This is a genomic window from Paenibacillus sp. FSL W7-1088, assembly GCF_037969855.1.
In the GTDB taxonomy this organism is placed as follows: domain Bacteria; phylum Bacillota; class Bacilli; order Paenibacillales; family Paenibacillaceae; genus Paenibacillus.
The window spans coordinates 2,304,942-2,317,024 of record NZ_CP150216.1; the positions used below are offsets into that span (position 1 = coordinate 2,304,942).

The window sequence follows — 12,083 nt, forward strand, 5'->3', positions numbered from 1 at the left end:
ATGATTAGAGCGAATGGGGTGCATATTGTGAGAAAACCATCCACCTTAACCGGTGCGTTATTAATGCTCTTATCCATGTTATTGATATTATCGGGATGTTCTGCAAACGAATCGGTATCCGAAGCAAAAGGCGCCTCCGGCACAGAGGCCAAAAAAGTGAAAATTCGAATCGCAGATACAAGTACAAATCCAACGTTCAGGGTAGCCATTGCCAAAGGTTTCTTTGCAAGCCACGGTATTGATGCAGAGAGCATTACGTTTGGTTCGCCAGCGGAAGGTGTAAATGCACTGTTTATCAAGCAGGTGGATATTGCATATGGAGCTGACTTTCCTGTATTGAACGCTTTGGCCAAAGGGGATTACTCCGTCATTGCTTCGGCAGGTCAGGCTACGAATGAAGCGGCAGCCGCGTGGAAGTTGTATGCCAAGAACGATATACAGAGTGGTGCAGATCTGAAGGGTAAAAAAGTAAGTTTCATCCGCGGTACATTTATTCCTTACCTGTGGGATGAATATTTGAAGGACGTGGGATTGGGGCTAAATGATGTAACCCAGGTGGGTCAGGGAGCATTTGACGAAGCGTACATTGCGCTAAAGCAGGGCGATTTAGATGCAACCTGGGTCATTGGTTCCGCCTTGACTGATAAGTTTGATGCGCTTGAAGGCGTGCATCAGCTCACGGATATGTCCCAAACCCCTGTGCGCCTTGGAATGGGGCTTGTAGCAAGCAATGAGTTCATCCAGGCGAATCCTGAAACAGTGAGTGGTTTTCTCGGAGCTCTGAATGAAGCCTCCGTATATGCTCAGGCACATCCTGAAGAGGTTGCAGACCTGATGTATAAGGAAACCAAGCAGCCTAAGGAGGCCACCTTGAAGGATCTGCCAATCAATCCATGGGAAGTTGGATTTACCCAGGCAGCTTATGACAGTCTGGCAGGGCAGAAGCAGTATATGGTGGATAACGGGATCATCGAACAGAATTTTGATCTCGATAGCAAACTGAACCTGGAGCTCCTGAAGCAGGCACTGCCAGATAAAGTGACTTATAGTAAATAACTCGCAAATTGCGTTGGAGGTGTTCTCATGTCCTTACCTGCAGATCAGCATACGATTCGTATCGAGCAGCTTCGAAAAACATACAATGCCCCCACCCATGGGGATGTACATTATATTATCAAGGATGTCGATCTGGTCATCAAGGGTGGGGAATTCTTTGTCCTGCTAGGTCCTAGCGGATGTGGCAAGTCCACGCTTCTAAATATGATTGCAGGCTTTATCTCCAAGTCGGGCGGTCAGCTCAAGGTGGACAATAAGGAGATCGATAGGCCGGGCAAGGATCGGGCCATGGTATTCCAGCAGGCGGATTCTTCTCTCTTTCCATGGCTTACCGTCAGGGAGAATGTGGAGTTTGGACTTCGGATGGCCAAGGTGCCCAAGTCTCAGCGGCGTACGATATCAGACCGATACATCGAGCTTGTTGGACTGGGTAGTCATGAAGCCAAATTTCCCAAGGAACTGTCAGGTGGCATGAAGCAGCGGGTGCAATTGGCCCGGGTGTTAGCCAACGATTCGGCCATTCTGTTGATGGATGAACCTTTTGGAGCGCTGGATGCAATGACACGGCGTACGATGCAGAAAGAGCTGGTCAATATTTGGCAGGAAACGCACAAAACCGTTATTTTTGTCACTCATGATATCCAGGAGGCGCTCTTGCTGGGTCAGCGGATAGGCATTATGTCCGTAGGGCCTTCATCCAAGATAACGGATATATACGACAATGCTCTGTCTTATCCAAGGAATATTGCCTCATCCGAGTTCAACACCCTATATGACCAGATTCAAAGCCATTTTGAAGAATAATTGAGGTGATAGTAATATGAGATGGTTGGAGAAAAAGTGGGTATCTATCCCTTTATTATGGGTGACGGTAATTCTGATTTGGCAGCTAGGGGCCATGCTCTATGGTCCTGAAGTGATTCCCGGTCCGTGGGATACCATTCTCGGTGCCCGTGAACTGCTTGCTGACGGTACACTGATGCGGTATATCGGAATTAGTTTTACACGTGTGCTTGCGGGTTGGGTGCTTGGCAGTGTGATAGCGATCCCGGTAGGGCTTATCATTGGCAAGGTTCATATGATCCGGCTGTTTGTCGAACCATTCCTTAATTTTATCCGCTTTATTCCGCCGATTGCATTCATTACCCTATTCCTGGTCTGGTTCGGGATCGGGGAGCAATCGAAGATTGCACTCATCATGTATGCAACGTTCTTCATTGTGGTGTTAAACACGCTGACAGGTGTACTCTCCATTGAAGAAGACAAGATCCGGTCTGCCCGCAGCATGGGAGCAAACGAATGGCAGATTTTGCTGCATGTCGTTGTTCCGGCGACGACTCCGTATATTTTCACGGGGGTGCGGCTGGCAATGGGCACTTCCTATATGGCTATTATCGGAGCAGAGATGATTGCTGCAAATGAAGGCGTGGGTTATCTGATCTGGAATTCCCGATTATTCTTTCGCACAGATTGGATCTTTGTCGGCCTGATTTCTCTGGGCTTTATGGGTTTTCTCACCGATCGGTTGTTCAATTGGTTTGGTCGCAGCGTGCTCTACCGTTATGGTGTCATTGGTGGAACGAAGCGGGTCTGAACTGGTAGTTGAGGTAAGGTAATCTGAACCCTTTGTCAATCAGAAGCAGGATCACGCATATCATTTTATTGCAGTATCATTAGACCTGATTTGGTAGCTTTCAAAGCTGCCGAATCAGGTTTTTGGTATGCGGGGCCAGGGAGTTTCGGCATTGGGATCAAACCGTGGTATAATTGAATTTCAAAAATATAAAACGTCATGTGGGCCATAGATACTGCCACATGCAGGAGAACTTATGGACTGGATTATTGGCGCCGTATGCGCTTTAATTGTGGCGGGTGCTGCCTACGCGAAGAAGTCGCTAACCCTGTCCGGCTGCCTGGCGGCTATGATCATGGGGACGATATATTACGGAGCGGGCAACCTGTTCTGGTTTGGAACACTGCTGTTGTTTTTCATTACCTCAACGCTGTTCTCCAAATTTCGCAAGGATCGCAAGCAGGAGCTTGAGAAATCGTATGCGAAGACGGGCAATCGTGATGCGGGACAGGTCTTGGCTAACGGTGGAATCGGCATGTTTCTTGTGCTGGGGAACTGGGTTCTCCCACACCCGGCATGGATGTATGCTTTTATCGGTGTCATGGCTACTGTTACTTCAGATACATGGGCAACCGAGTGGGGAAGTCTCAGCCGCAAGCCGCCACGCTCAGTCGTGACGTGGAAAGTGCTGACACCAGGTACCTCTGGAGGTGTTTCATTACTAGGGACACTGGCTGCCGCCATCGGTGGAGCTTTAATCGGGGCAGGAGCATTCTTTTTTTCCTGGATTGCCGGGATCGGAAGTTTGAATCTGCTCAGCTGGACGTGTGTCGGCCTTGTAGGCGGATTGGCAGGAGCTTTTGCCGATTCTTATCTGGGCGCGACGGTTCAGTATATGTATCGTTGTACTGTGTGCGGCCGTGAGGTCGAGGTAAGTGAACATTGTGGACACAAAACCGTTCGAGCGCGTGGCTGGTCTTGGATGAGTAATGATCTGGTGAACGTGCTCAGTTCGGTGATCGGCGGATGTTTGGCGATCGGTTTGGGTATCATTTTGGCGTCGTAGGGAGGGAGTGCATTTGAGCACTGTGCAAGGAGACAAATCGGAGGCTATTTTGGATGCAGCTTATGGTATTTTCGGTTTAAAAGGATTTTATGAGACGAAAATGTCCGATATTGCGGACGAAGCGGGCATCGCCAAAGGCACCATTTATTTATATTTTAAAAATAAGGAACAATTATTTGTTGCCGTATCCAAGCGGGATTGCGACAGTTTTATCAGTCGCCTGGATCATGCGTTGAACTCACATCAGAGTACGGGGGATAAGCTCGGTGCGATCGCCAAGACTCACCTCACGTATTATTATGAGCGTCGCAATCATACTAAGCTGTTTTTTATGGCACCGAATAATGATCCGGATCTGATGAAGTTCATGAAGGCATTTATGAATGAATATATGAGCATGGTGCGTGAGGTGTTAGAGAATGCTGGCGTACCTGAGCCGGTGCTTCTCGCAGAAGCTTATATCGGGATTCTCGATCGGCTTAAAATGGATATTATGCTGAATCCGGAGTTTAACGAGGAACATCTGAACAAACGAATTGCCTTTGCAGCAGCTCTGTTTCTGGACGGATGTCGTTCCTTTTTGCAAGTATAGCGTGAGTGAGCGTAGTTGCATCTTATGTGCAGCCTCATATTGAATACATTTTACAGAGAAGTAGGTTACGAGCAATGAACATAATGACGGTTGAGCAAGTTGCGAAAAGCTATGGTGAGAAAATATTGTTTAAAGACGCCTCATTCGGCATGGGTGATCAGGACAAAATTGGTGTCGTTGGCGTCAATGGAACCGGAAAGTCCACGTTTTTGCGTGTCATTGCAGGTATGGAGCCAGCGGATGAGGGACAGATCTCGATTGGTAATGACGTGCGTATACAGTTCCTGGCACAGAATCCGCAGTTTAACCCGGATAATACAGTCTTGCAACAAGTATTCGAGGGCGACAGCCCGGAGATGAAAACAGTACGTGAGTATACAGAAACGATGGAGCTGCTGGAGCTTAATCCTTCCGATCCGGCGCTGCAAGAGCGTTTGCTGCGCTTGAACCAGCAGATGGAGCAGCTTCAAGTCTGGCAGATGGAAAGTGAAGCGAAGAGCATTCTGTCCAAACTGGGCATTCGTCAATTCGATGCGCTGATGGGCACATTGTCTGGTGGACAACGCAAACGGGTAGCGCTTGCCTCTGCACTGATTCACCCCTGCGAATTGCTCATTCTGGATGAGCCTACGAACCATATTGATAATGATTCCGTAGTTTGGCTGGAACAGTATTTACAAAAACGGCGCGGTGCCCTGCTCATGATCACGCATGATCGGTATTTCCTGGATCGAGTAGCAAATGTGATGCTGGAGCTGGACCATGGCCGTTTATTCCGGTATGAAGCCAACTATACCCGCTTCCTGGAACTGAAGGCTGAGCGTGAAGAGCGTGAATCCGCATCCGAACAAAAACGGCAAAATCTGCTGCGTACGGAGCTCGCCTGGATTCGTCGCGGTGCAAAAGCACGGACCACGAAACAAAAAGCCAGAATTGATCGATTTGAACAGTTGAAGGATCAACAGGGTCCCAATCGCTCAGGCTCACTAGAGGTATCCGTGGGCTCCACACGTCTGGGTAAAAAAATACTGGAGATTGAGCATTTGTCCAAATCGGCGGATGGCCGCAAATTGATTGACGACCTCAGTTACATTGCGGTACCAGGTGACCGGGTAGGTATTGTCGGCCCGAACGGTAGTGGTAAATCAACCTTGCTGCAAATGATTTCTGGCAAGTTGGAGCCCGATGCCGGGGAGGTTGTTGTGGGCCCGACAGTTAATCTGGGCTACTTCACTCAGGAGCATCAGGAGATGAATGAATCTCTGCGGGTTATTGAGTACATCAAGGAAGTGGCCGAGAATATAAAAACGGCTGATGGATCTCTCATTACCGCTGCTCAGATGCTGGAACGTTTCCTCTTCACCCCTGCGTCACAGTGGACACCCATCTCCCGTCTGTCCGGCGGAGAAAAGCGACGTCTATACCTGCTGCGTGTGCTGATGGCTGCACCGAATGTCCTGCTGCTGGATGAGCCGACGAATGACCTGGACATTCAGACACTTGCAGTACTCGAAGATTACCTGGATGATTTCCCGGGTGTTGTATTTGTCGTATCCCATGACCGGTACTTCCTTGATCGGACGGTGGATAAAGTACTGTCTTTTGAAGGTGGCGGTGCTGTGCGTGTGCATGTTGGGGACTATAGTGAATATGCAGAATGGATGCTGAAAAATGCCTCTGGATCTTCTCAGGATAGCGGGGCGGGAACAGCAGCTAAAGTGAAACCGGCAACGGAGGATAATAAACCTGCTGCCTCAGCGGCTAAACCTAAGCTGAAGTTCAGCTTCAAGGAACAGCGTGAATATGACCAAATTGATGAAAATATTGAGAAAGCTGAAGCCAATCTCGCCCGCATTAATAAAGAGATGGAAGAATCGTTCAGCGATTCAGCCCGTCTGCAGGAGTTAATGGCAGAGCAGACGGAAGCGGAAAGTCATCTGGATGAACTGATGGAACGCTGGACCGTTCTGAATGAACTTGCGGAACAGATTGAAAACAGCAAGTCTTAAAGTATATTTCAATGAATCGTTCTTTCTTCAAAAAGTGACTTTGCAGTCGCCTTTTGGGGGAGGGCGATTTTTTTGCATTGATGTAAATGAATTTATATGAAACGTTAACCATATTCAAACCGTTTATTAAATAAAGAATCCCATAGAAGGGGGAGAACTCCACATCCATGTACAGAGAACTGAATGAACAATTGGCAGTGATCAAGGAAAAGGGAAGAATGTACGAGAAATGGAATGATCGGCTGGAGAAGCTGAATCAGGAGGAAGCGGAATGGAAAACGAAAGTACAGCAGCGTCTGCAGCACCTGCAGAAGGAACAAAACGATGTAGATCGACTCAACAGTATGACGTTATCGGCATTTTTTTATCATCTAATCGGCAAAAAAGAGGATCGACTGGAGAAAGAAGAATTGGAGTTGATGGAAAGCAAGGCAGAGTACGATACAGCATGCCAGATGTTAACGGATATCCAGAAGCGGCGCTCGCAAGCTCAACAGCAACTGGACGGACAGCGGCAATATCAATTCTGGCAAAGTGATTACAAGGTGTTGCTGGGCAAGAAGGAAAACGATTTGCTGGAGAAAGATGCAGAATTGCAGCAGATGGCTGAGGATCGGGAACATCTCTCGGGAGAGCTTCAAGAGCTGAATGAGGCGGATCGAGAAGGGCAGTATCTGCTCGTTGCACTCGAACGTGCTGAAAAGGCGTTGTCCTCTGCAGGAAATTGGGGAGTATACGACATGATGGGTGGGGGTGTGATCTCGACCCATATTAAGCGCAGCAGAATGGATGATGCACAGGTTGCCATTATGGATGCCGGAAGACATCTTCGCCGATTCCAGAAGGAACTGGAGGATGTGAAGATGGCTGTAAACACGGAATTACACCTTGGAGGCCTGCTTTCATTCGCAGACTATTTCTTCGATAATCTCTTTGTGGATTGGATGGTACAAGACAAAATTCGCAAAGCTGAAACTCAGGTGAAGGATGGACTGAGTGCAGTGCGAAGCACGTTGCGTGTGCTGAAGGATGAGATCCAGGATCACAAGATGAAGCTGGACCTTCTGGAACGAAGGTATTGTGAACATATTGAACGAGTGGACTGAGACATTTCCAAGAAGAAGGACACTTCCGGCTTGCCTCTAAACGGCGAAGTTGAAGTGTCCTTTTTTACATGATAAAAGTGAATCATAGATATCGAAGTCGGCATGCCCGACAAGATCGAGATCGCGACTTTGATCATTTATTCAATGCTGTATTATCATTCTACTTTTTCATGTCCATGTTCACAATTTACTTGGTCGTAATATATGCGGCGAGCAGTCTCGCAGTATTCAGGACAGCGTCTTTATGCGTACGTTCCATGGAGTGGGAAGCATGAACGCCCGGACCAATTAATGCAGCGCGAATGTTATTTCCTCCACGTAATGCTGCGCTGCCATCGGAGCCGTATTGTGGATAAATATCAACGACATAATCCAGGCCTGCTTGTTTGGCCAGCTCGATCAGTCGAGTGGTCATATCGTAGTCATAGGGTCCGGAGGAATCCTTGGCACAGATGGATACATCGGTCTCCTTGCAGCTAAGATCATCGCCCATTGCGCCCATGTCTACAGCAATCAATTCGCTGATTTCCGCAGGAATATAAGATGCGCCGTGTCCAACTTCTTCGTAATTCGAGATGAGCAGCGAAACGTTATGTAGTGGTTTCCAGTTTTCCCGATGTGCAGATTCCAGGATACCGAACAAGGCAGCTACGCTGGCTTTATCATCAAGGTGACGCGATTTGATATATCCGCTGGGCGTAATGACCGCACGGGCATCGAAGGAAATAAAGTCGCCGACAGAGATACCCAATGCCAGAACATCTTCCTTGGAAGCAACCACTTCATCAATACGCACTTCCATATGGCTCTCGCTTCGCTCAAACGTACGTGCATCTGGATAGACGTGTACAGAAGGGTGCAGAGAGAGGATGGTGCCTGTATAGGTCTTTCCATCACGTGTATGGATGGTGCAATACTCATTCTCGATACTGTTCATGGTGAATCCACCGACAGAGGTGAGCTTCAGTGTGCCGTAGGAAGTGATGGAACGCACCATGGCTCCCAATGTATCCACATGGGCGCTCAGTCCGATCGTTCTGGAAGAGTCCTGCCCGGGCAATGTGAGCACAGCTCCGCCTTTGTTATTCAATTCAAAAGCAACATGTAATGAGTCGGCTTCCTTACGGATCATCTCAATAATATCGTGCGTATAGCCACTAGGGCTGGGAGTGTCGAGTAACTTTTTCAGAAAAGACAGGACATAGGATTCGTCAATGGTAAAACTCATATGAAAATTTCCTCCTCGTTAATAAATGTGCAGAAAGTTGTTCTTAAAACAGAATACAGCCTGTCTGGCAGAATGTACAATCCCATTCTTGATAGCCAGCAGGCTGCCTCTGATGTGTTACAGCGTACCCGAAGGATTTCCTTTTCGTTGACTCTGAATGGCATCGGACTCTACAGAAGCGTTGTCCGAATCGATCGTTCCGAGTGTATCCATGGATTTAAACGAATCCAGAGAAGAGGATGAGGTACTTGCTGCGGAGCTTTCCAATTCGGATACACGCAGCTTCAATTGCTTGTTTTCTCGTTGCAGTCGATATTGGCGGAAGATGCCATAAGACCCTACAATGATTCCACCGATTAGGGTACAGCCAAGAATGAGCAGAATCAGCGGGATTTGAACCGTGTTAAATAGCAGGTTGACTTGTACGGAATCCACATTAATGACCGCAAAAATTCCGGTAAGTAATGCAAAAACGAGACCTGCGATGAGTGCCCATTGCATTTTCATGGTGGTGCCTCCTTGTTGAATTTCAGGATTATGTAAGCAATTACCCTAATTCATGCATCCTGCATCTTGGTTGATTATAAAATCCCTTGCCCGAACGGGCAAGGGACAGGTCACATGGACGAGAAGCAACCTTATTTCGTTAGTTGTTCCATTTGCTCAATCAGTTCCTTGAACACACTCATCGCTTCGCGAATCGGCTCTGGCGTTGACATATCCACTCCTGCTTTTTTCAGGATGTTGATGGAATAGTCGCTGCCACCGCTCTTGAGGAATCCAAGGTAACGGTCCACAGCAGGTTGACCTTCTTCCAGAATTTGCTTGGAGAAACTGGTCGCTGCTGAGAAGCCGGTCGCATATTTGTACACGTAGAAGCTGTTATAGAAGTGGGGAATACGCGCCCATTCCATTTCAATATCTTTGTCCACAACCATACTGTTTCCGTGGTATTTGACATTAAGGTCATAATAAATTTCCGAAAGCAGCTGAGGTGTGAGAGCTTCACCCTGTTCAGCATGCTCGTGAATCATTTTTTCGAATTCTGCAAACATAGTTTGACGGAATACGGTGGTACGGAACTGATCCGCATAATACGTCAGTAAGTACAGCTTTTCCTTCGGATCTGTTGATTTATGGAGCAGATAATCCATCAGCAAGGCTTCATTCGTTGTAGATGCAACTTCAGCCAGGAAAATGGTGTACTGTGCATCACGATACGGAAGTGAAGTGTCCGAATAGTGGGAATGCAGTGCATGACCCATTTCATGTGCCAGTGTAAACATGCTATTCAGGTTATCTTTGTGATTCAACAAGACGTAAGGGTGGGTGCCGTAGGCTCCCCAGCTGTATGCACCTGAACGTTTATTCTCATTTTCGTATACATCAATCCAGCGATCATCGTAGCCAGCCTGCAATGCGTCTGCATAATCTTTACCAAGGGGCTTCAGTCCATCTTTAACCGTTTGTTTTGCTTCTTCGTAGGTAATGTCCATTTTGTATTCATCCACCAGTGGGGCGAAAAGATCATACATATGCAACTTATCTACGCCAAGCAATTTTTTGCGCAGATCCATGTAACGGTGTAATAGCGGAAGGCTCTCATGAATTGTATCTATAAGATTGGTATAGACATCCTTCGGAATGTTGTCGCCGTAAAGGGACATTTCCATGACGGAAGGATATTTACGTACATCGGCATAAAACATGTTTTTGGTTACGTTGGCGTTCAAAGCTGCAGCAATGGTGTTCTTTTGCTTGGCATAGGTTTCATACACCGCTTTGAAGGCGCGTTCGCGAACTTCCCGATTCGGATTTTCCAAGAACTGAATATAGCTGCCGTGCGTCAGTTCCACTTCGTTTCCATGTTCATCCTTGATTTTTGGGAACTTGAGATCGGCGTTGTTCAACATGCTAAAGATGGTCTGTGGTGCCTGAGACAGGTTGCCCACCTGTGCGAGCAATGCTTCCTCGGCTTGGCTCAGTACATGAGCCTTTTCACGTTTCATCTCTTCCAATGTGAACTTATAGGCAGAGAGTTTCTCGTTGGAGATGAGGGCATCCAACTGATCATCCGGAAGGGACAAGATTTCGGGTGTGACATAAGATAATGCTTCACCAACCTGCACGCTTAACTTTTGTGCTTTTTGGGACAGGTTTTGATATGTAGGGTTAGCTGTGTCTTCATCTTGATGCATCCGTGCATACACAAAGAGACGTTCGGTTTTGAGACTGATCTCATCTTCGAGTTCAAAACAGCTTTTGAGTGTCTCAGGTTTGTTCAGTTTGCCCTGGAATTCGGAGGCTTTCTTGGTCAAAGACGATACTTCTTCATATTCCTGATCCCAAGCTTTCTGATCAGCAAATAGATCTTCCAGTTTCCATGTTTGTTCAGTAGGTACCTCGGAACGTTTCAATAGTTGACTCATGGGAATCCTCCTTTGATGAAGTGATGAATATATAGACGAAGCTGCCTTCGTCCCACTCGCTTGTGCGGAGAGAGACGAAGGAATCAGACTAAGTACCAGCAAAATGAACAGCGATTTGCGGTATTTCAACGGCCTTCCTCCTCACTATACGAATAATCCCGTATAGTATGACCTGAGGGGCATTGAAATATTTGAAAAAACTAGGCTCCCATATTGACCAAAAAGTAAACGATCAGGAAAAATGCGAAGCAAATCAGAAGGGTGGCTATCAGTGCCATGCCCCGTCTTAGACGATCCGGGATGGAATTGCGTCCCAGAATCAGCACGATTCCTAGGGAAAAAGCAAGAATAATAAAGATGACGACATTGCTTGAGTCAAGCTGCATAGGCTAGACCCCTTTGAAGGCAGCCATCAGTTGACGCCATTCGTCCTCGCGGTTCTCGAAATCTTCTTTTGGGAAGCGGCGTTCAGCCCAGTGCATCAACGCAGGACGGCTGAGGAAGGTATGGCATTCTTCGCCCCATTCTTCCGAGATTTCACGAAGCACCAGATATTTGCCTTGAACTTCTACGGTCATCATATTCCACTTGTCTGTTTTGTATATTTCATGTTTTTTTATCATAGGTAGTCTCCAAACTAACGGTTTTGGTAAAATGATACCGTACCCTTGGATTCAAAGCAAATTTTTTCGACTTTTATGGAAAAGATAAATTGCAATGTAGAAGGTCATACAGTATAATAAGGGTATTCGCCATAGATGGCGATATTTTTAGGAGGTTGTTCATTTGAAAGGTACAGTTAAATGGTTTAACGCAGAAAAAGGCTATGGCTTTATTTCAGTTGAAGGCGGCGAGGACGTATTCGTACATTTCTCCGCAATCCAAGGCGACGGCTTTAAAACATTGGAAGAAGGTCAAGCGGTAGAATTCGAAATCACTGATGGAAACCGTGGTCCTCAAGCAGCTAACGTAAACAAATTGTAAGAATATTTCCGGTCATACGGATTTCTTATAAATGATTGGC

General features: G+C 47.0%; 13 protein-coding genes. 8 read left to right on the plus strand and 5 right to left on the minus strand.

Features of this window, described 5'->3' with window-relative positions; all coding sequences use genetic code 11:
- The first annotated feature begins 27 nt into the window (after nt 1-27).
- The 7 genes from MKY42_RS10665 to MKY42_RS10695 all read left to right on the plus strand — a co-directional run bounded on the left by MKY42_RS10665 (nt 28) and on the right by MKY42_RS10695 (nt 7,402).
- The gene (locus MKY42_RS10665) at nt 28-1,056 is read left to right on the plus strand and encodes an ABC transporter substrate-binding protein (protein WP_339850862.1); all 1,029 of its coding nucleotides are present in this window, start codon (nt 28-30) and stop codon (nt 1,054-1,056) included.
- A 27-nt stretch (nt 1,057-1,083) separates the two neighbouring features.
- Nucleotides 1,084-1,860 (plus strand): ABC transporter ATP-binding protein, encoded by a 777-nt coding sequence (locus MKY42_RS10670; protein ID WP_113052792.1) that lies wholly within the window; start codon nt 1,084-1,086, stop codon nt 1,858-1,860.
- 16 nt (nt 1,861-1,876) lie between these two features.
- Nucleotides 1,877-2,650, plus strand: a complete 774-nt coding sequence (locus tag MKY42_RS10675; RefSeq protein WP_339850868.1) for an ABC transporter permease — start codon at nt 1,877-1,879, stop codon at nt 2,648-2,650.
- 235 nt (nt 2,651-2,885) lie between these two features.
- The gene (locus MKY42_RS10680) at nt 2,886-3,695 is read left to right on the plus strand and encodes a DUF92 domain-containing protein (RefSeq protein ID WP_090895567.1); all 810 of its coding nucleotides are present in this window, start codon (nt 2,886-2,888) and stop codon (nt 3,693-3,695) included.
- Nucleotides 3,696-3,708: 13 nt separating this feature from the next.
- On the plus strand, nt 3,709-4,287 hold the full coding sequence (locus MKY42_RS10685) for a TetR/AcrR family transcriptional regulator (RefSeq protein WP_090895569.1): 579 nt from the start codon (nt 3,709-3,711) through the stop codon (nt 4,285-4,287).
- A gap of 74 nt (nt 4,288-4,361) precedes the next feature.
- Complete coding sequence (locus MKY42_RS10690) at nt 4,362-6,296, plus strand: ABC-F family ATP-binding cassette domain-containing protein (RefSeq protein ID WP_339850871.1); 1,935 nt, start codon at nt 4,362-4,364, stop codon at nt 6,294-6,296.
- Between the two features lie 167 nt (nt 6,297-6,463).
- A complete protein-coding gene (locus MKY42_RS10695; RefSeq protein WP_339850874.1) occupies nt 6,464-7,402 on the plus strand; it encodes a hypothetical protein in 939 nt (312 codons plus the stop codon).
- Nucleotides 7,403-7,589: 187 nt separating this feature from the next.
- Here MKY42_RS10695 and MKY42_RS10700 read toward each other — a convergent pair whose 3' ends face one another.
- From MKY42_RS10700 to MKY42_RS10720, 5 genes are all read right to left on the minus strand, one after another.
- Nucleotides 7,590-8,630 (minus strand): M42 family metallopeptidase, encoded by a 1,041-nt coding sequence (locus tag MKY42_RS10700; RefSeq protein ID WP_179265246.1) that lies wholly within the window; start codon nt 8,628-8,630, stop codon nt 7,590-7,592.
- A gap of 117 nt (nt 8,631-8,747) precedes the next feature.
- Nucleotides 8,748-9,137 (minus strand): lipopolysaccharide assembly protein LapA domain-containing protein, encoded by a 390-nt coding sequence (locus MKY42_RS10705; RefSeq protein WP_339850878.1) that lies wholly within the window; start codon nt 9,135-9,137, stop codon nt 8,748-8,750.
- A gap of 131 nt (nt 9,138-9,268) precedes the next feature.
- Complete coding sequence (gene pepF, locus MKY42_RS10710) at nt 9,269-11,059, minus strand: oligoendopeptidase F (protein WP_339850881.1); 1,791 nt, start codon at nt 11,057-11,059, stop codon at nt 9,269-9,271.
- 200 nt (nt 11,060-11,259) lie between these two features.
- Nucleotides 11,260-11,445: a hypothetical protein gene (locus tag MKY42_RS10715; protein ID WP_024629224.1), complete on the minus strand. Its 186-nt coding sequence runs from the start codon at nt 11,443-11,445 to the stop codon at nt 11,260-11,262.
- Between the two features lie 3 nt (nt 11,446-11,448).
- Nucleotides 11,449-11,682 (minus strand): hypothetical protein, encoded by a 234-nt coding sequence (locus tag MKY42_RS10720; RefSeq protein ID WP_024629225.1) that lies wholly within the window; start codon nt 11,680-11,682, stop codon nt 11,449-11,451.
- 163 nt (nt 11,683-11,845) lie between these two features.
- On the opposite strand from MKY42_RS10720, the gene MKY42_RS10725 reads away from it, so the two are divergent.
- Nucleotides 11,846-12,043 (plus strand): cold shock domain-containing protein, encoded by a 198-nt coding sequence (locus tag MKY42_RS10725; protein ID WP_017689394.1) that lies wholly within the window; start codon nt 11,846-11,848, stop codon nt 12,041-12,043.
- Nucleotides 12,044-12,083 lie beyond the last annotated feature (40 nt).

Coding starts and splice junctions, on each gene's coding strand:
- MKY42_RS10715 (WP_024629224.1), bottom strand. CDS start 11,445: ATGCAGCTTGACTCAAGCAATGTCGTCATCTTTATTATTCTTGCTTTT.
- MKY42_RS10705 (WP_339850878.1), bottom strand. CDS start 9,137: ATGAAAATGCAATGGGCACTCATCGCAGGTCTCGTTTTTGCATTACTT.
- MKY42_RS10690 (WP_339850871.1), top strand. CDS start 4,362: ATGAACATAATGACGGTTGAGCAAGTTGCGAAAAGCTATGGTGAGAAA.
- MKY42_RS10720 (WP_024629225.1), bottom strand. CDS start 11,682: ATGATAAAAAAACATGAAATATACAAAACAGACAAGTGGAATATGATG.
- pepF (WP_339850881.1), bottom strand. CDS start 11,059: ATGAGTCAACTATTGAAACGTTCCGAGGTACCTACTGAACAAACATGG.
- MKY42_RS10675 (WP_339850868.1), top strand. CDS start 1,877: ATGAGATGGTTGGAGAAAAAGTGGGTATCTATCCCTTTATTATGGGTG.
- MKY42_RS10680 (WP_090895567.1), top strand. CDS start 2,886: ATGGACTGGATTATTGGCGCCGTATGCGCTTTAATTGTGGCGGGTGCT.
- MKY42_RS10695 (WP_339850874.1), top strand. CDS start 6,464: ATGTACAGAGAACTGAATGAACAATTGGCAGTGATCAAGGAAAAGGGA.
- MKY42_RS10670 (WP_113052792.1), top strand. CDS start 1,084: ATGTCCTTACCTGCAGATCAGCATACGATTCGTATCGAGCAGCTTCGA.
- MKY42_RS10700 (WP_179265246.1), bottom strand. CDS start 8,630: ATGAGTTTTACCATTGACGAATCCTATGTCCTGTCTTTTCTGAAAAAG.